The 18,643-nt window shown below is 34.5% G+C and carries 18 protein-coding genes and 2 pseudogenes; all 20 read left to right on the plus strand.

The window, feature by feature from the left end:
• Positions 1 to 84 precede the first annotated feature (84 nt).
• Positions 85 to 510, plus strand: coding sequence for an N-acetyltransferase (locus tag AVFI_RS17725; RefSeq protein WP_054776378.1), 426 nt, complete (start codon positions 85 to 87; stop codon positions 508 to 510).
• A 138-nt stretch (positions 511 to 648) separates the two neighbouring features.
• On the plus strand, positions 649 to 1,437 hold the full coding sequence (locus AVFI_RS17730) for an FRG domain-containing protein (RefSeq protein ID WP_054776371.1): 789 nt from the start codon (positions 649 to 651) through the stop codon (positions 1,435 to 1,437).
• 155 nt (positions 1,438 to 1,592) lie between these two features.
• Positions 1,593 to 2,447: a hypothetical protein gene (locus tag AVFI_RS17735; protein WP_054776367.1), complete on the plus strand. Its 855-nt coding sequence runs from the start codon at positions 1,593 to 1,595 to the stop codon at positions 2,445 to 2,447.
• 206 nt (positions 2,448 to 2,653) lie between these two features.
• Entirely contained in the window at positions 2,654 to 4,438 is a 1,785-nt protein-coding gene (locus AVFI_RS17740) for an NACHT domain-containing protein (protein ID WP_188863994.1), read from the plus strand.
• Positions 4,435 to 5,058 (plus strand): hypothetical protein, encoded by a 624-nt coding sequence (locus AVFI_RS17745; protein ID WP_188863993.1) that lies wholly within the window; start codon positions 4,435 to 4,437, stop codon positions 5,056 to 5,058. The genes AVFI_RS17740 and AVFI_RS17745 overlap by 4 nt, the downstream gene beginning before the upstream one ends.
• Positions 5,059 to 5,204: 146 nt before the next feature.
• Positions 5,205 to 5,702: an AAA family ATPase gene (locus AVFI_RS17750; protein ID WP_081304305.1), complete on the plus strand. Its 498-nt coding sequence runs from the start codon at positions 5,205 to 5,207 to the stop codon at positions 5,700 to 5,702.
• A 185-nt stretch (positions 5,703 to 5,887) separates the two neighbouring features.
• A pseudogene (gene dhiT / locus AVFI_RS17755) lies at positions 5,888 to 6,159 on the plus strand (type II toxin-antitoxin system toxin DhiT).
• Entirely contained in the window at positions 6,153 to 6,677 is a 525-nt protein-coding gene (gene dhiA, locus AVFI_RS17760; protein ID WP_054776368.1) for a type II toxin-antitoxin system antitoxin DhiA, read from the plus strand. The pseudogene dhiT (AVFI_RS17755) and the gene dhiA (AVFI_RS17760) overlap by 7 nt, the downstream one beginning before the upstream one ends.
• A gap of 1,830 nt (positions 6,678 to 8,507) precedes the next feature.
• Positions 8,508 to 10,046, plus strand: a complete 1,539-nt coding sequence (locus AVFI_RS17765; protein ID WP_188864011.1) for a hypothetical protein — start codon at positions 8,508 to 8,510, stop codon at positions 10,044 to 10,046.
• A gap of 236 nt (positions 10,047 to 10,282) precedes the next feature.
• On the plus strand, positions 10,283 to 10,708 hold the full coding sequence (locus AVFI_RS17770) for an N-acetyltransferase (protein ID WP_054776378.1): 426 nt from the start codon (positions 10,283 to 10,285) through the stop codon (positions 10,706 to 10,708).
• Positions 10,709 to 10,878: 170 nt separating this feature from the next.
• Positions 10,879 to 11,244, plus strand: a complete 366-nt coding sequence (locus AVFI_RS17775; protein WP_188864037.1) for a hypothetical protein — start codon at positions 10,879 to 10,881, stop codon at positions 11,242 to 11,244.
• A gap of 150 nt (positions 11,245 to 11,394) precedes the next feature.
• Complete coding sequence (locus AVFI_RS17780) at positions 11,395 to 12,018, plus strand: hypothetical protein (protein ID WP_199414940.1); 624 nt, start codon at positions 11,395 to 11,397, stop codon at positions 12,016 to 12,018.
• Entirely contained in the window at positions 12,005 to 12,325 is a 321-nt protein-coding gene (locus tag AVFI_RS17785; protein WP_199414941.1) for a hypothetical protein, read from the plus strand. Before AVFI_RS17780 ends, AVFI_RS17785 begins: the two co-directional genes overlap by 14 nt.
• Before the next feature lie 194 nt (positions 12,326 to 12,519).
• A pseudogene (gene dhiT / locus AVFI_RS17790) lies at positions 12,520 to 12,791 on the plus strand (type II toxin-antitoxin system toxin DhiT).
• The gene (dhiA, locus tag AVFI_RS17795) at positions 12,785 to 13,309 is read left to right on the plus strand and encodes a type II toxin-antitoxin system antitoxin DhiA (protein WP_054776368.1); all 525 of its coding nucleotides are present in this window, start codon (positions 12,785 to 12,787) and stop codon (positions 13,307 to 13,309) included. The pseudogene dhiT (AVFI_RS17790) and the gene dhiA (AVFI_RS17795) overlap by 7 nt, the downstream one beginning before the upstream one ends.
• Positions 13,310 to 13,441: 132 nt before the next feature.
• Positions 13,442 to 13,993, plus strand: coding sequence for an AbiU2 domain-containing protein (locus AVFI_RS17800; RefSeq protein ID WP_188864027.1), 552 nt, complete (start codon positions 13,442 to 13,444; stop codon positions 13,991 to 13,993).
• 742 nt (positions 13,994 to 14,735) lie between these two features.
• The gene (locus AVFI_RS17805; RefSeq protein ID WP_054776380.1) at positions 14,736 to 15,179 is read left to right on the plus strand and encodes a GNAT family N-acetyltransferase; all 444 of its coding nucleotides are present in this window, start codon (positions 14,736 to 14,738) and stop codon (positions 15,177 to 15,179) included.
• Between the two features lie 722 nt (positions 15,180 to 15,901).
• A complete protein-coding gene (locus AVFI_RS17810) occupies positions 15,902 to 16,393 on the plus strand; it encodes a GNAT family N-acetyltransferase (protein WP_054776359.1) in 492 nt (163 codons plus the stop codon).
• Between the two features lie 1,371 nt (positions 16,394 to 17,764).
• On the plus strand, positions 17,765 to 18,100 hold the full coding sequence (locus tag AVFI_RS17815) for a hypothetical protein (RefSeq protein WP_054776253.1): 336 nt from the start codon (positions 17,765 to 17,767) through the stop codon (positions 18,098 to 18,100).
• Complete coding sequence (locus AVFI_RS17820) at positions 18,084 to 18,533, plus strand: hypothetical protein (protein WP_188863927.1); 450 nt, start codon at positions 18,084 to 18,086, stop codon at positions 18,531 to 18,533. Before AVFI_RS17815 ends, AVFI_RS17820 begins: the two co-directional genes overlap by 17 nt.
• Positions 18,534 to 18,643: the final 110 nt, after the last annotated feature.

Genomic DNA, 18,643 nt, shown 5'->3' on the forward strand with positions numbered 1-18,643 from the left:
TTGTCGTAAATCTTCAATACACTGATTGCTCAACAGAAAATAATGTAGGCATATTATCAAATTAAACAGAAGGTTAAGAGTGAAATGATACGACAATATACTCCGCAAGATATCAATGCAGTTTTAGATATTTGGCTTAACTCCTCAATTAAAGCGCATGATTTCGTATCTGCTGAATTTTGGGTATCACAAGTTGATAATATGCGTGATATTTACATTCCTGCATCTAAAACTTATGTGGTCAAGGTAGACTCAAAAGTTGTTGGATTCTATTCTTTATATGAAAATATGTTAGCTGCAATTTTTGTATCACCAGAGTATCAAGGTAAAGGGGTTGGTAAGCAGTTAATTTCCCATGCCAAAGAGCAATGCCCAATGCTTACTCTAAATGTATATTCTGAGAATGTGGCAAGCTATCAATTTTATTTATCTCAAGGTTTTACTGTAATCAGTGAGCAAGTGTGTGAGCATACTGGGCGCATGGAATACACAATGAGTTCAAACACATAACAAATGCATCAACACGATTTGCTACATTCGGCATTCTAGGTTTCTTTGAGCTTACCGTATTAAGTGGTAAATTTAAGCTTAATCTGCATGGTAGCAAACGTGTTATGCAGGCGTTAGGCATCAGGTATTGAGGTAAGAATGGAACAAGTTAAACATCATTTACATGGTAAAGTTCTTAAACCAGTGAGTTTTTCTGAATTATTATCAAATGTATGTGAACCTTCAGGTAAGCATCAGCATCGAGTTTGGATGTGGCGTGGACAGAGTAATATTGAGTGGCGTTTAGATAGTTCGGCATATCGTCGTTTACAAAACTCTAATGGGTATAAGAGTTCAGACTCTAACCGAGCAATGATTAATTACGAGACCACTTTACTTCAACATGCAACTCATCGTGGATATAGACATGAAAATGGAAAAGAGTTATCAGATTTTGAATTATTAGCTAAATTACAGCATCACGGAGCTGCAACTCGGTTAGTTGACTTTACGAGAAATGCATTAATTGGAATTTGGTTTGCATGTAGTGAAAATCCAGATAAATCCGGCTTACTTGTAGCTTTTGACACATGGTATTTAGAGGGGCATGAAAAAGAACTTGAAGTTCGTTCATATGAAAGCATCGTCGATGATTTTCGTGATGACCCTATAACGTGGGAATCTCCTGGTGTATCAGCGCGTATTGCAGCACAGCATAGTCAGTTTATGTACAGCAAGGTCATAGATAGTGCTGCTGGCAGTTTGGCTTTCCCATCTGATGAGCGAGCGTATAGAAAATTTGAATTAACTCCGGAGCTTAAAGAAGAAGCTTTAGATATATTATTTGAAGTTTTTGATATTAATAAATCAAACATTTTTCCAGATATGGATGGTTTCGCGCAAGCTAACTCTGTATCAGAAGATATTAATAGAATGCATCGATGGTAAATGCCTAACAAAGCAATCAACACGATTTATTACATTCGGCATTGTAGATTTGTCTTTGGTTTAGGTGTTTAAGGCAGTAAAATTCAGCTAAGTCGTCGTAGTAATAAACGTGTTATTGCGGCGTTATGTTTTAGATTGGTTAGGGTAGGTAGGACATGAATAATTCGATAAAAGTGGATGTAGATATAGGTTTGGACATATTGGGTACAAAAGTTGAGTACAGGACTGGATCGTATAATTATAAGTTCATTCCGTCAATATACATAGTTATAGAGGATAAACTAGCAAAGTCAGTTATTGAAACTTTGTGGGATAGAAATGAAAGTGTTTCTGCTAAGTATATTTTTTCAGGCTCGTGGATGAATCAAGTTTCTTGCCTCTACGGTTTTTTTACATATGGTATGGAGTTGCAAGATAGTTTCAGTATACCTTCATTTGGCATTGTTGCAGTAAACGATGGAGACATTCCAGAAAAGAGTACCAATAAGCGAATAGATAGTGCAATTAAGGGCAATTTCCCTACAGACAAACAAAAGTTAATTAAAGACAAAATTTCAAAGTCAGTAATATCTTTTAATCTGGAAATCAACGATGAAAGCATCAAAGCGTTACCCGAGTACAATCATAAGAGGTGGTTTGAGGAAATTACTTTAAAGTCTATTAAAAATAGGCATCAAGAAGAAACGTTTTGTTTTTTACGTGATGAGCGCGAAATTGAAACTATGCTAGAGGTTATAGAGTTTTCAAAATCGTTACCAAATGAAGAGTTTCCTCTAACTAATGATAAGGGAAAGCTAGACTACCATCTTTATTACACAGCATTGAAAGCTTATAGACCTAAAAATACAGACCATAAAATGAACTCTATTCATTGGTATGTGCTCAGTGCGATAAAAGAGTATAACTTGTCCAAGTGGCAATTTTATACAAACGATGTAAAACAAGCAATTCTTAAGCTGTGTGACGAAAATAAAGATGCTTTTATAAGTAGTTCTTTCAACTTTGAATGACAACTAAAACATAACAAATGCATCAACACGATTTGCTACATTCGGCATTCTAGATTTCTTTTGGTTTACCGTATTAAGTGGTAAATTTGAGCTTAATCTGCATGGTAGCAAACGTGTTATGCAGGCGTTAAATTAATTTATACAATTAACCATTGATACCGTGTGTTATACCTTGTAAAATCAACGTTTTTTTGTTGGCTAATCAAATGAAAATACCTAAGATAAATAAATCTAGTACATATTTAAAAAAGAATATTGAAACGTACACCAGTAAGGCTGCTGGGTCTAACCTTTCAGAAATTCAAGCATGGATAGATGACGAGCCTTCTATCGAAAAGTTTCATTTAAATGTAAAAAAGGAACAAGAGGTTTATACCCTACTTTCTCCAGAAACAAGTAAATTGATTAACAGTTTTTTTCATCCTCCTAAAGTATTGTGCCCAAGGGGTAAAGAAACCATCATTGAAGAATTGATTAGAATCAATGGAAAGAATGGTATATTAATTAATGGTAGGTTAGGGCAGGGGAAATCAATTTTATTGAAGTATCTTCAGTTTTTAGAATTGAATACAGGTGATACATTGCCTATATTTTTAGAGCTTAGAAAAATAAAACAAGCGAATCAAATTATTGAGAGTGCTTGTGAAAAACTAAATGATATGGGACTTGAATGTTCAAATAAATTATTTGATTTTTTACTTAATGAAGGACGAGTTTCATTATTTTTAGATGGTTTTGATGAACTATCATTAGAGGTTAGGGATGAATTTAATGAATCTTTAAGCAGCATATGCTTAAAATATTCTAATGTAAAGTTAATTGTGACTAGTCGAGATAATACGGAAATATCGAAAAATACAAATTTTAAAAAATATAATATTTCTTTATTGAAAAAAGATGATATAGCACCTTTTATAAAAGTCACTTTGAATAATGAGTCATTATCTAAACCCATTTTAGCAAAGATTCAAGAATCAAACCAATTTGACTATGAAGTATTAGATACTCCATTAATGCTTACTTGGTTTATTGTAGTGTATAATAAAAGATTAAAAATACCGAAAACAAAATTAGGCTTTTATGAAGATCTTTTTTCTGCAATATTATCAAGGCATGATGGTTTTAAAGGAAGCTATAATAGAGCAAGTAAATCAAAATTAGCTGATGATGAAATAAAATCTGTTTTTAGTACGTTATGCTATCTTACAAGAAAAGAGCAAATAAGAACATTCACTGAAAGTGAAGTTAACCGATTTATAAGGCAAGCTCTCAATATTTCAGGATTTAAACTAACTGATTCAAGTGATTACCTATATGATTTGACACATGTAACTTGTTTGCTAAAAAGAGATGGATTTGATTATGAATATATCCATGAAAGTGTTGCTCAATATTTTAGTGCATTATTTATTAATTTACAAACAGAAACTAATGCATCTGAATTTTATAAGAATAGAATTAACGACTGGCAGAAATTTGATGGTGAATTGAGTTTTTTGTCAACGATTGATAAGGTTAGATATAATCAGTATTACTTAATACCAAGTATTCAAGTTTTTGTTAATAGTAAGAATAAATTAAAGAGAAATATAATTGATAGTCTGATTTCATCATCGTTAGTTGGTACTAGATCTATTGAAAACCATGAAGAATTTATACTAAATACAATGGGGGTTTTCCTAAGTACAGATAATTTCATTATTAAATGTTTATGTAAAGATTTTGATGAGGTAATTTCTAAGTACATTAGGGCTTTATTGAAAAATAAAACAATATCAATATCTAAAGTAGAAGAGTCCTATAAAGTAAGAGGGAGTAAAATTAGAAATATTCATTATATGGATTTAATGGGGTTTCTAGATGATATGGATATAAAAAATGATTTTATCAAGCATGTAAGTTTAATCATTGAACCTAAAGTTCTAAAAGAGCTGGACATTGCCATAGATATAGTGAAAAAAGAAGAATTAAAAGGCGGGTTATTTTCATGAACAGTTGGAGTACAATTAAAGAATTATCCACCGGAAAGTTAATTACTTCTACATCTATTTGGATATTCTTGGTTCCTGCTATAACTAAAATGGGTAATGTAACAGAAGAATATATGAATAGTGTTTTCAGTATTAGTATAGTTTCATCATTTAGTTTACTTTGTTTATACTTTAGCGCGATTGCATTTTTTTTATCATCGATGATATATATATCAATGTGTCCCTTGATTATAAAGAAATTTAACTCTTATTCTGATTTTTGTAAAGAAGGCTTATCAATTAACTTTTTAAATAAAACAATATTAAAATTGAACCATAAAGAATCTGAAATTTTATTTAATAAAATTAAGTTTAACGTTATTAAAGCATCAACAAGTGATATAGATAGCCCTAATGTTGATACGATGACTATAAGTATTGGTAAAGAACCAAAGAATTATTCTTTCAAATCAAGCGATATGCCTGATGTTTTTTGGCAAGTTTATGATTATCATGAAAGTAGTAGAGTATGTGGTCAGAGTTTGTGTTGGGTGTTCTTTGTTATCGGTTTTTTACTTTTAGGGTACTTACTTATTTCGAATCTTATTATTGTCATATTTGAGTTTTGTAGCTATTTATAAATTCATTTAACAAATGCATCAACACGATTTACTACACTCGGCATCTTAGGTTGTCGGGTGTTTCTCGTTTTAAGGCGTCAATTTTAAGTATAATTGCATAGTAGTAAACGTGTTATGCAGGCGTTATGCGTATTTCGGAGGTAATAATGAAACATCAGGGAAGGCTGTTTTTCTTTTGTGGGAAAATGGGAGCAGGGAAATCTACAAAATCGAAGGTTGTAGCTATTGATAATAATGCAGTATTAATATCAGAAGATGAGTGGCTATCGGCTCATTTTCCGAATCAAATCCAAACATTCGATGATTACATTCAGTTTTCAGGTGCGATTAAGCCTTTTATAAAAAGTCATGTCCAAAATCTTTTGAAAGTGGGCACAAATGTCGTGATGGATTTTCCCGCGAATACAGTAAAACAAAGGTTATGGTTTACTTCACTTTGCTCAGAGTTGAATTGTAAGCACGAGTTAATCTATTTAGATTTAACTGATAGTCAGTGTTTATATCAAATAGAAAAACGTCGTATCGAACAACCAGAGAGAGCTGGCTTTGATACAGAGGCTGTTTTTCATCATGTTACTCAATATTTTGAGCCGCCGAGTGCAGATGAAAGTTTAAATATAGTGTTGCCAGAAAAATACGCATAACAAATGCATCAACACGATTTACTACACTCGGCATCCTCAGGTTGTCGGGTGTTTCTCGTTTTAAGGCGTCAATTTTAAGTATAATTGAATAGTAGTAAACGTGTTATGCAGGCGTTACATGCTAAGGTTGTCTCTTTTGAGATACGGTGCTATAGTTTAACCAGATTTGATAATTAGAGGTTGCTATGCCAGAGATAGATGCATTGCTTGGGCTTTCATTTTGTCTGTATTTTTTCGACAACAAGCAGCATAAATTGCCTCATATTCATGTCAAATATGGTAGCTATGAGCTAATCATAGCAATTGAAACAGGAGAGTGCTTAGAGGGTTATTTACCAAATAAGCAACGAAAACGAGCAGAAGCTCACATTGAAAGCAATCGAGTAAAATTGATGGCAATGTGGAAACAAGCAGTTGCTGGTATTAATCCGGGTAAATTATAGGTGACGTATGTTGAAAGTAATTGATGTTGATTTGGTAGCTGATTTTACACTTGAGCTTACTTTTAGTGACGGTTATACCGGTGAAGCTAACTTAACTGAGTATTTCCAAAAAGAAGCATTTAGGCATGTGACTAATTTTCAAAAGTTTGCATTAACTGCTGATGGCTCTCTTGATTGGAGTGGTGTTGAATTATCAGCGGCAACGTTAAAAGAAATCACGGTTGGTAGTTATACTGAATCTGATTTAACGCCTTTTGACGTTAAAGAAATGGAAATGGTAATAAAGCAGGCTTCATGGGATTCAATGCAAGAAGGTCGAGCTGACATTTTGCAAGCGGCTATTCGTTCTTATGTTGAACAATTTGGCCACAGTGTTGTAATTGAGCGTGCAGGAATTAAAAGTAGAACGAGTGCTTATCGTTCATTAAAACCTGAAACGACACCAAGTTTTGGTACTTTGGTTCAATTAGGTCATGCAGTTATTGAATTGGCTAAAGATAGAGTTTCTGCTCATTCTTTGAGTCGCATGTAACAAATGCATCAACACGATTTGCTACATTCGGCATTCTAGGTTTCTTTTGGTTTACCGTATTAAGTGGTAAATTTAAGCTTAATCTGCATGGTAGCAAACGTGTTATGCAGGCGTTACACGAACTCTAAGATTGTAGTTTTTTGGCTCAGTTCAGCGATTGAACCGTTAGTTTTTTAGGTGTGAAAGTAAGGTGGATTTCCTTTTTCTTTGGTGCCTTTTAATATTCGTTTCATCTGGTTCGGCAATTGGCCATTATTGCCAAAAGTTCATGGATTTCAGAAACCAATTCATGCTTCAATTGTTCATGGTTTTGCCTCATTTCAGTTTGCATTAGTGTTTTGCTCGCAGCATTTTCAATCCTAATTGTTGTTGGGATATTTGGTTTATCAGCTCAAAACTGGCTGAAACCAAATCGTACAAATGGTGTAAGAAAAAGGGATTGTTTCGTTTCACAGTTATTGCCGTTGAAATGATATTTTGCTCGCTTAATTGAGTTAGTCTAATTAAACTCAATTTACAGTAAATCTTGGTAAATCAATTCTTTACCAATTAAAGTGAAGCGTTGACAAAGATCGTGTAACAAAGCAATCAACACGATGCTAATTACACTCGGCGTTTGTGGTTTGAAGTGTAATTGGTTTGGAAAGTCAGTCGTTCGCACGTGTTATTGCGGCGTTGTGCGTACTGAGTCCGAAATTTTTTGCACGGTTCATCAAAAGGATCGCGGCTTTCGTAGTTTTGGCTTAGTAAGCGTTCCTTTCTTCTTTGTTGCCTTTTTGCTTTCGTATCGTCAGGTTCGGCAAATTAATCCTTATTTTCCTAAGTTCAGGTGTTTCAGAAGCTAATTTACGCTTCAATTGTTCTTTGGTTATGCCTCATTTTGGCCTGCATCTGTGTTTTTCTCGCAGCATTTTCAATCCCAATTGTGGCAAGGATATTTGGTTTATCAGTTCCAAATCTTCTGAAACCAAGTCGTTCAAATGGCGTTAAAAATGTATTTGTTTTCCATTCACTTTATCTCGCAATGTAAGAACATTTTGTTCGCTTAATTGGCATCGGTAAATTAGAATCAGGGCTTATAAAATCTTGGCAGGGCAGTTCTTTACCAAGCTAGCCAAGCCGAAAGTAAGCACGCACAACAATCGCATCAACACGATGCTTATTACATTCGGCGTTTTTGGTTTGAAGTGTAATTGGTTTGGTAAAGTTGGTCGTCAGCACGTGTTATGCAAGCGTTATACGAACTCTGAGAATGCAGTTTTTTGGTTCAGTTCAGCGATTGAACCATTAGTTTTTTAGGCGCGAAAGTAGGGGGGTTTTCCTTTTTCTTTGTTGCCTTTTGGTGTTCATTTCATCAGGTTCGGCATTGAACTATTATTGCTCTAAATTCAGGCGTTTCAGCGACTAATTTACGCTTCAATTGTTCTTTGGTTATGCCTCATTTTAGCCTGCATCAGTGTTTTCCTCTCAGCATTTTCAATCCCAATTGTGGTTAGGATATTTGGTTTATTAGCTCAAAACCTGCTGAAACCAAGCCGTACAAATGGTGTAAGAAAAAGGGATTGCTTCGTTTCACAGTTATTGCCGTTGAAATGATATTTTGCTCGCTTAATTGAACCAGTCTAATTAAACTCAGTTTACAGTAAATCTTGGTAAATCAGTTCTTTACCAATTTAAACGGAGCGAAAGCAAGGCTCGTATAACAAAGCAATCAACACGATGCTATTTACATTCGGCATTCGCGGTTTGGAGTATAATTGGTTTGGGAAGTCGGTCTTTCGCACGTGTTATTGCGGCGTTATGTTTTAAAATTAAGTAAGGAGAAAGTCGTTGGAAAATCAATGTGCTACTGATTTATGTAGTAACTCTGCTGTACGAGAACAGAGTGAATGTCCTCTGCATTGCGAGAAAAATGATTATGGGATAGATTTCCATAACAATTTTGTATTATCCAAATTCTATGATGAATTAATTAATTACATCTTAAAACAGGTATACGAACTGCCATTGACTAGACCAATTGTATCGAAAGATGACTTTAGATCTTTTTTATTAGATGAGTTAGAGTCCGAGGCGGTAGAGGCGTTTGCTCGTGAACAGATAATAGTTTTTGACCATATTAAGTTCCCTGAAAGAGATAGTCGTGATCGTTTTGATTATTTTAATCTGCTAAAAAAGATAAAGGGAGCACATTTTAACTACTGCCAATTCTTGTATCTTTACTTTGATTTGAATGATTTCCAATCATTTTTTCAAGATTGTGAATTTCTTAAGGAATGGACGCTTTATCCGTTAGATATGCTTGGAAACGTAAATCGAGTTTTATATCAAAATTGTAAGTTTAGTGGTAATGTCTCATTTAGTGACCATTTTAACTTGTTAGAAAAATCTGATTACTCTGTATTTAATGATTGTGAATTTAACTCTGAAATAAATATTAATGGAATCATTGTAAATAATTCTATTTTCAATAACTCAAACTCATTTCAGCAGAATGTTAGTAAACTATCTATTTCCGACAGCACGATAAAATCAAAATTTATATTAAATAAAACTTCATTTGATGAGATTACTATTAAGAATGTTGAGTTTGAGTCCAAATTTGAATTTAAAGAAAACAATATTAGAAACTTGAATATTATAAATTCAAATTTTGGGAAAGTTTTTGATATGTATGACTCTAAAGTTAAAAAAGTTAGCTTCTTCAAAAGTATTTTCAGTGACTTTGCTGGTTTTGAGTGTTGTGAGTTTGGTTATGAGGGTGAAAAGCCGACAACTTTTAAATATGTGACTTTTTTGTCTTTCGTTAACTTCAGGAATGCGACATTCAACTCTGGATTAGATTTGGAAAATGCAAACCTGAAAGAAATGCCAAATTTCCTAAACGTAAAGCTTTTATCAAATAATACAAATAGAGAAACATTAAGAATAATAAAACATTCGTTTGATAAAGTAGGTAATCATATAGAAGCAAATAAGTACTTTTCTTTGGAAATGGAAAGGCATAAAAATGATATGGCAGGAGAGTCATGGTCTCAAGAGAAAATAGTTTTTTTACTTAATGATAAAATCTCTAAGTTTGGTAGAAGCTATTTTCGACCTGCGTGTTTGGTTGTTGTATTATCTCTAATATTTCAAGCTATCGTATTTTCGTATGAAAATAATTACCTTTATAAAATTTACCCTGAGTATAATTCGAAAATTGCAAGCGTTGTTGATTTTTTTAATGGTATTGCTTTAAGTATTATACCGTTCTCAAGGTTTCTTTATAGTGGTATAGAATTTATAAGTCTTATATTTTATATCATGTATGCAACTCTGATATGGCAGCTTGTGATTTCCATTAAATCACACACACGTAAAAATTAAAACATAACAAATGCATCAACACGATTTGCTACACTCGGCATTCTAGGTTTCTTTGAGTTTACCGTGTTAAGTGGTAAATTTGAGCTTAATCTGCATGGTAGCAAACGTGTTATGCAGGCGTTATGTGTTTCCGATGGAAATATAGGCTTACTTTGTCGTAAATCTTCAATACACTGATTGCTCAACAGAAAATAATGTAGGCATATTATCAAATTAAACAGAAGGTTAAGAGTGAAATGATACGACAATATACTCCGCAAGATATCAATGCAGTTTTAGATATTTGGCTTAACTCCTCAATTAAAGCGCATGATTTCGTATCTGCTGAATTTTGGGTATCACAAGTTGATAATATGCGTGATATTTACATTCCTGCATCTAAAACTTATGTGGTCAAGGTAGACTCAAAAGTTGTTGGATTCTATTCTTTATATGAAAATATGTTAGCTGCAATTTTTGTATCACCAGAGTATCAAGGTAAAGGGGTTGGTAAGCAGTTAATTTCCCATGCCAAAGAGCAATGCCCAATGCTTACTCTAAATGTATATTCTGAGAATGTGGCAAGCTATCAATTTTATTTATCTCAAGGTTTTACTGTAATCAGTGAGCAAGTGTGTGAGCATACTGGGCGCATGGAATACACAATGAGTTCAAACACATAACAAATGCATCAACACGATTTGCTACATTCGGCATTCTAGGTTTCTTTGAGCTTACCGTATTAAGTGGTAAATTTAAGCTTAATCTGCATGGTAGCAAACGTGTTATGCAGGCGTTATGTGCAAAAATAGTTTTTTAATTGAAAAGTTATCTAAAACAATAAGATCTCAATATGAAAATAATAGATATTTATGAACCATCAACATTAAATGTAATTACTTTTTATGACAAGCAAGTTTACATGGAAGTGAATACTGGAAATAATCGCAAACCAAATTTTATAACTTCCACTGGATTTAAAAGTTGGGCAAAAGATCAATTAGAGCGTTCACCAAATTCTAAGTTAGCATCGGTAGGAGTATCTAACGAATTTAAATTTGATGTTGAATCGATTGATTTACCATTGATTGATGCTCATAAAGAACGTATGAGACGTATACATTTACTGGACAAAAAATTGGTGGTTAATAGCGTTGGTCATTTACTAACTAGTTTGAAAAAGTTGTTAGATGAAGCTAAAAAATGTGACCTTGTATAAGCACATAACAAATGCATCAACACGATTTGCTACACTCGGCGTTATCAGTTTGCCTTTAATTTCAGTGATTAAGGCGTTAAAATTCAGCTAGGTCTGTATGGTAGCAAACGTGTTATGCAGGCGTTAGGTGAAAATTAAGAGGGTTAATAGTTGTCAAAAGTTGAAGATACAGTTACTTTTCGGGTATATGAAATTATTCGTGAGGAATCTCCTAGATGTTCAGATCCATTTTATGAGTCAGTTGAATTTGAAATAATTAATTTTACCAAAAAAAGAACACATAAATTTTGGGCTTTTTTGGATGAGTTAGTTCCTAATCATGTCTGTAACCGACAGCGTTGTTATCCTGTTTGTGGTTGTTTAGATTGTAATACATTAAAAAGTGAAGAGGTTTTGAAATTAGAAGAGTTACAAAATACATACGATCATGGTTGGCCTGTATTTGATTGGGGGCAATTTAATATGCCAAGAGGCATTAAGTTCACACCTGAAAGCCAAGTTTTGAATAAACGTCCTCAAACTTATGATAGAGAGAAGCGACTCAATAAGCAGGAGATTATCAATGTGATTGGTGCAGTTAATGAAATAATTAAAAGGCATAGATCTGAGATTGGTGCATTTCCATATATAGCACTACCTATATCTGAAAATGTGGATTCAATTTATAAAAAAGCGATGAATGGTAATCTAGGAATTAACTTGCATTTTCCTGTATCAAGAGTAACACTAAGGTATGAAGATAAAGAATGCGGAGCTGCTTATGTTATATGCTAATTTATTATGTAAACGTGATACAACAGTACAATCTGTGAAAGTATTAGCGATTCGTAGACAGATAACAATTATGCATACTATGAAAATCGGAACAAATGTATATGATGTTCATACTACACTCGCTGATTTTTACAGAGCTGCATTTATTCAGTCTTCTATTAATCGAGATTATATTCAATCCTCTATTGATCGAGATTATATACAACCTAGATTGCAAGCTAGAATTGCCAGAGCTAAATTAGCTAGAAAGAATAAAAAAACAATAGTTCTAGTGTCTGGCGATGAACGATTTTCAGGCTTCGATTAATTTCACCTAACAAATGCATCAACACGATTTACTACACTCGGCATCTCAGATTGTCGGGTGTTTCTCGTTTTAGGGCGTCAATATTAAGTATAATCGCATAGTAGTAAACGTGTTATGCAGGCGTTACATGCTAAGGTTGTCTCTTTTGAGATACGGTGCTATAGTTTAACCAGATTTGATAATTAGAGGTTGCTATGCCAGAGATAGATGCATTGCTTGGGCTTTCATTTTGTCTGTATTTTTTCGACAACAAGCAGCATAAATTGCCTCATATTCATGTCAAATATGGTAGCTATGAGCTAATCATAGCAATTGAAACAGGAGAGTGCTTAGAGGGTTATTTACCAAATAAGCAACGAAAACGAGCAGAAGCTCACATTGAAAGCAATCGAGTAAAATTGATGGCAATGTGGAAACAAGCAGTTGCTGGTATTAATCCGGGTAAATTATAGGTGACGTATGTTGAAAGTAATTGATGTTGATTTGGTAGCTGATTTTACACTTGAGCTTACTTTTAGTGACGGTTATACCGGTGAAGCTAACTTAACTGAGTATTTCCAAAAAGAAGCATTTAGGCATGTGACTAATTTTCAAAAGTTTGCATTAACTGCTGATGGCTCTCTTGATTGGAGTGGTGTTGAATTATCAGCGGCAACGTTAAAAGAAATCACGGTTGGTAGTTATACTGAATCTGATTTAACGCCTTTTGACGTTAAAGAAATGGAAATGGTAATAAAGCAGGCTTCATGGGATTCAATGCAAGAAGGTCGAGCTGACATTTTGCAAGCGGCTATTCGTTCTTATGTTGAACAATTTGGCCACAGTGTTGTAATTGAGCGTGCAGGAATTAAAAGTAGAACGAGTGCTTATCGTTCATTAAAACCTGAAACGACACCAAGTTTTGGTACTTTGGTTCAATTAGGTCATGCAGTTATTGAATTGGCTAAAGATAGAGTTTCTGCTCATTCTTTGAGTCGCATGTAACAAATGCATCAACACGATTTGCTACATTCGGCATTCTAGGTTTCTTTTGGTTTACCGTATTAAGTGGTAAATTTAAGCTTAATCTGCATGGTAGCAAACGTGTTATGCAGGCGTTATGTTTACGGGAAGGTTATGAGCAAAATTGAAAAAACACTAATGGATATCGAAGATTCACTACTTAAAGCTGAAGCGAGTTACCAACTTTGGTGGACTATAGTTGGAGAAGGAATGTCACAACATAAAAATGCGTTAGATAAGCTTGCTCATGTTGATTTTTTTCATGCGTCAATTCCTATTTTTTTACAGAGTATATTCCTTAATTTATCAAAAATATTTGATCGTGCGGAAGACCTTTCTGGAATGCGCTCTTTGAAAAAATCGCTTTTGGAAAATGGTAAGGATGGAGCGGTTTATAAAATAGATTTTATTTTAAATAGAAATAAGAATTACATTATCTCAATCAAGGGAATACGAGATCAATCAATAGGGCATCGAAAAACACATAAGACAGTTGAGCAAATTTATAATGAAAATGAGATCACTCCTGATCAAATTAAGCTTTTAATCGAAGATATTAAAACTATTGTTAAAATAGCTTCTGGAACTATAGGAAGAAAATACGATTTACTTGATTCTAATAGGTATGCTGACGCTACGATTTCTTTAATAAAATCGATAGAGTAAACATAACAAATGCATCAACACGATTTACTACATTCGGCATTGTCAGTTTATCTTTAATTTCAGTGATTAAGGCAGTAAAATTCAGCTAAGTCTGCATGGTAGCAAACGTGTTATGCAGGCGTTGTGCGTACTGAGTCCGAAATTTTTTGCACGGTTCCTCAATGGAAACGAGACTTTTGTAAACGCTATTTAGTTATCGCAACTCCTCTTCTTTGTTGCCTTTTAGTGTTCGTTTTATCAGGTTCGGCAATTAAGTATTGTCGGCCTAAATTCATGCGTTTCAGAGGCATTTTTACGCTTCAATGGTTCTTTGTGTTGCCTCATTTTAGCCTGAATCCGTGTTTTCCTCGCCGCATTTTCAATCCCAATTGTGGTTAGGATATTTGGTTTTTTAGTTCCAAACTAGCTGAAACCAAGCCGTTCAAATGGCGTTGTAAATGTATTTGTTTTTCTTCACATTATTTCTAGTTTTATGTTCATTTTGTTCGCTTAATTACCATCGGTGAATTAGAATCAGGGCTTAGACAATTTTTGCGGGGCAGTTCTTTACCAAGCTAGCCAAGCCGAAAGTAAGCACGCACAACAATCGCATCAACACGATTTATTACACTCGGCGTTCTGGGTTTGTCTTGGGTTTTGTGATTAGGGCGGTTAATTCAGGTTGGTTTGTATAGTAATAAACGTGTTATGCCAGCGTTATAAGCACCGATTTATTAAGGTTATTTGAGCCAGAGGTAAAGGTTTGAAATTTTCTACGCGTTCAGCGAAAGATAGTGATTTTGAGTTCTTATTTGAACTTAAAAAGGCAGCTGAATTTGAGCCAATTAAGGCTGTATTTGGTTGGGACGATAAAATCCAACGTGAAATGCATCAAGATGAATGGGATGAAGAAAAGCCAACCATTATTGAAATATCAGGTGACGCAGTAGGTAGCTATTTGCTTCAAAACAAAGGTGATCATTTCTATTTTTGCCGTTTCTTTTTATTACCAAGTTTTCACGGAAAAGGCATAGGAAGTCAGATTTTAAGTCAATGTTTAGAGTTTGCTGATAGTGAAAATAAACCAGTGAAATTGTGTTATTTGCAAGGTAATCGGGTAGGCGGTTTATATCGTAAATTTGGTTTCCAAGTAACATCCGAAGATGCTCAATTTGTTCATATGAACCGTGTGAGAATGTGCTTATAACAAATGCATCAACACGATTTGCTACATTCGGCATTCTAGGTTTCTTTGAGTTTGCCGTATTAAGTGGTAAATTTGAGCTTAATCTGCATAGTAGCAAACGTGTTATGCAGGCGTTGTGCGTACTGAGTCCGAAATTTTTTGTACGGTTCATCAATAGGATCGCGGCTTTCGTAGTTTTGGCTTAGTAAGCGTAAATTTCTTCTTTGTTGCCTTTTGGTTTCCGTTATTATCAGGTTCGGCAAATTAGCCCTTATTTCCCTAAGTTCAGGCGTTTCAGAAGCTAATTTACGCTTCAATTGTTCTTTGGTTATGCCTCATTTTAGTTTGCATCCGTGTTTTCTTCGCAGCATTTTCAATCCCAATTGTGGCAAGGCTATTTGGTTTATCAGTTCCACATCTGCTGAAACCAAGTCGTTCAAATGGCGTGAAAAGTATATTTGTTTTCCATTCATTTTATCTCGCAATTTAAGAACATTTTGTTCGCTTAATTACTACCGGTAAATTAGAATCAGGGCTTAGAAAATCTTGGCAGGGCAGTTCTTTACCAAGTAGGCCAAGCCGAAAGTAAGCACGCACAACAATCGCATCAACACGATTTATTACATTCGGCGTTCTGGGTTTGTCTTAGGTTTTGTGATTAAGGCGGTTAATTCAGGTTGGTTTGCATAGTAATAAACGTGTTATGCCAGCGTTATAAGCTTTTTTTAGTTCAAGGGGTTACAATGGATTGTCGGTTTGAACCAATAGATTTAGATGCCAATTTTACAGACTGTGTTCAGTTTCGTGAAGACTCTTATTTTTGTAGTTTTGGTACTTCTGAAGGCTACCTCGAAACGATTGGTCAAAATGGTGAGGTTTATTATACCAAACTACTTTCTAGACTTGGCTCGCCTGAATGGGGTTATTTCCATTTATGGTCTGGCGATGAATTGATAGGGCAACTGGAGTTTAAGTCTCATTCTGAAATTGCAGGTTTTGGGTACATTCACCTGATTTATTTAGTTCCAAATTATCGAGGTTTAGGTCTTTCTGAAACCATCCATAAATTCCTAATCGAGCAATTGAAATTAATGGGTTGTAACGGTGCGGTATTATCAGTTAGCCGAGAAAATAAACGGGCAGTTAGCTTTTATCAAAAGAATGGTTGGCAGTATTGGAAACCTAATCACAATCATCAACTAACTGATTTCTTTAGCATTGAATTCTGCTTATAACAAAGCCATCAACACGATTTATTACATTCGGCATTGTAGGTTTGTCTTTAGTTTCGGTGTTTAAGGCGTTAAAATTCAAGTAAGTCGTCATCGTAATAAACGTGTTATGGCGGCGTTATACGAACTCTGAGAATGCAGTTTTTTGGTTCAGTTCAGCGATTGAACCATTAGTTTTTTAGGCGCGAAAGTAGGGGGGGGTTCCTTTTTCTTTGTTGCCTTTTGGTGTTCATTTCATCAGGTTCGGCATTGAACTATTATTGCTCTAAATTCAGGCGTTTCAGCGACTAATTTACGCTTCAATTGTTCTTTGGTTATGCCTCATTTTAGCCTGCATCAGTGTTTTCCTCTCAGCATTTTCAATCCCAATTGTGGTTAGGATATTTGGTTTATTAGCTCAAAACCTGCTGAAACCAAGCCGTACAAATGGTGTAAGAAAAAGGGATTGCTTCGTTTCACAGTTATTGCCGTTGAAATGATATTTTGCTCGCTTAATTGAACCAGTCTAATTAAACTCAGTTTACAGTAAATCTTGGTAAATCAGTTCTTTACCAATTTAAACGGAGCGAAAGCAAGGCTCGTATAACAAAGCAATCAACACGATGCTATTTACATTCGGCATTCGCGGTTTGGAGTATAATTGGTTTGGGAAGTCGGTCTTTCGCACGTGTTATTGCGGCGTTGTGCGTACTGAGTCCGAAATTTTTTGCACGGTTCATCAATAGATCCGAGACTTTCGTAGTTTCGGCTTAGTAAGCGTGAATTTCTTCTTTGTTGCCTTTTGGTTTCCGTTTCATCAAGTTCGGCAAATTAGCCCTTATTTCCCTAAGTTCAGGCGTTTCAGAGGCATTTTTACGCTTCAATGGTTCTTTGGTGTTGCCTCATTTTAGCCTGCATCCGTGTTTTCCTCGCCACATTTTTAATCCCAATTGTGGTTAGGATATTTGGTTTATCAGTTCCAAATCTGCTGAAACTAAGCCGTACAAATGGTGTAAGAAATGTATCTGTTTTCCATTTACTTCATCTCGCAATTTAAGAACATTTTGTTCGCTTAATCGGTATCGGTAAATTAGAATCAGGGCTTAGAAAATGTTGGCCAGGCAGTTCTTTACCAAGTAGGCCAAGTCAAAAGTAAGCACGCACAACAATCGCATCAACACGATTTATTACACTCGGCGTTCTGGGTTTGCCTTGGGTTTTGTGATTAAGGCGGTAAAATTCAAGTTGTTTGGCATAGTAATAAACGTGTTATGCAAGCGTTATATCAATAAAAGCACTGGTGAAAAGCTCATAATGACTACTCTTTTAGGCGTGCTAAAATTCAAGATTCAAGGTAGTATCAATCGCAAAATATATTAACAATAAAGGAATATAATGTCAGTTTTAAGGTTTTGTAAGGTCGATGAAATTAAAGTGTCATCGAAAATGAAAGGGTATTTAGATCGAGTTAATAGTAAAGTTGAACTAGGAAATCTGTTAGCAACTTCAGTTGCTTCAACTCAACTTATTGAGATCTTTACTGGAAGAGTATCGACAGGAAAACAACTAAAGAAAATTTATGAACATGATTGGGAAGTATTTAATCATGTTTTGTTGTCTTCACATGCTGTGACTAAGCATGAAGTAAATAAGATTGCAGATGAAGCAAGAATTTTTTCTAATGGTAATGAAGCTAAGTTTTGGGAGTGTGTTTATGAAGCTACCCGTTAGTATTTTTTTGTTATTTTTTGCCACTAGCGCCTATGCTAGTGTAGGTGACGCTCAACATGTTTTTGAGAAAAAAATGCAGCAATGTATTTCTTTGCCTGAAGCTACGGTTACAAAAATTAATGACTCATGGCTAAGATCATTAGATGATAACTCAAGAAAGGTAGCTTTACTCTTAATTAAAGATCATTTAATGCATAAATGTGTAAATGCTGAAGAAAAAGAATATGTATATCAATTGTACCTAAAGTATAAGCTTGAAGGTGATATAGTCCCTTTATCTAATTGGTTAGCTTTTAAGGAAAACACATTGATAGAAAATCACAAGTTAATTGTTGATGAGTCATTTTTAAATAACGTTGTTAGGTTAAGTAACTCCGGTATTTTTGGGGATACTTTTGATGTTAAAAAGGCTCTGGACGCGATTCAATATTGATATAACAAATGCATCAACACGATTTGCTACATTCGGCATTCTGGATTTCTTTGAGTTTACCGTGTTGAGTGGTAAATTTGAGCTTAATCTGCATGGCAGCAAACGTGTTA

Origin of the sequence: Aliivibrio fischeri ATCC 7744 = JCM 18803 = DSM 507 (assembly GCF_023983475.1) — a bacterium.
In the GTDB taxonomy this organism is placed as follows: Bacteria; Pseudomonadota; Gammaproteobacteria; order Enterobacterales; family Vibrionaceae; genus Aliivibrio; species Aliivibrio fischeri.

Coding starts and splice junctions, on each gene's coding strand:
- AVFI_RS17730 (WP_054776371.1), top strand. CDS start 649: ATGGAACAAGTTAAACATCATTTACATGGTAAAGTTCTTAAACCAGTG.
- AVFI_RS17815 (WP_054776253.1), top strand. CDS start 17,765: ATGTCAGTTTTAAGGTTTTGTAAGGTCGATGAAATTAAAGTGTCATCG.
- dhiA (WP_054776368.1), top strand. CDS start 6,153: ATGTTGAAAGTAATTGATGTTGATTTGGTAGCTGATTTTACACTTGAG.
- AVFI_RS17775 (WP_188864037.1), top strand. CDS start 10,879: ATGAAAATAATAGATATTTATGAACCATCAACATTAAATGTAATTACT.
- AVFI_RS17770 (WP_054776378.1), top strand. CDS start 10,283: ATGATACGACAATATACTCCGCAAGATATCAATGCAGTTTTAGATATT.
- AVFI_RS17810 (WP_054776359.1), top strand. CDS start 15,902: ATGGATTGTCGGTTTGAACCAATAGATTTAGATGCCAATTTTACAGAC.
- AVFI_RS17820 (WP_188863927.1), top strand. CDS start 18,084: ATGAAGCTACCCGTTAGTATTTTTTTGTTATTTTTTGCCACTAGCGCC.
- AVFI_RS17745 (WP_188863993.1), top strand. CDS start 4,435: ATGAACAGTTGGAGTACAATTAAAGAATTATCCACCGGAAAGTTAATT.
- AVFI_RS17735 (WP_054776367.1), top strand. CDS start 1,593: ATGAATAATTCGATAAAAGTGGATGTAGATATAGGTTTGGACATATTG.
- AVFI_RS17785 (WP_199414941.1), top strand. CDS start 12,005: ATGTTATATGCTAATTTATTATGTAAACGTGATACAACAGTACAATCT.
- AVFI_RS17750 (WP_081304305.1), top strand. CDS start 5,205: ATGAAACATCAGGGAAGGCTGTTTTTCTTTTGTGGGAAAATGGGAGCA.
- AVFI_RS17800 (WP_188864027.1), top strand. CDS start 13,442: ATGAGCAAAATTGAAAAAACACTAATGGATATCGAAGATTCACTACTT.
- dhiA (WP_054776368.1), top strand. CDS start 12,785: ATGTTGAAAGTAATTGATGTTGATTTGGTAGCTGATTTTACACTTGAG.
- AVFI_RS17725 (WP_054776378.1), top strand. CDS start 85: ATGATACGACAATATACTCCGCAAGATATCAATGCAGTTTTAGATATT.
- AVFI_RS17740 (WP_188863994.1), top strand. CDS start 2,654: ATGAAAATACCTAAGATAAATAAATCTAGTACATATTTAAAAAAGAAT.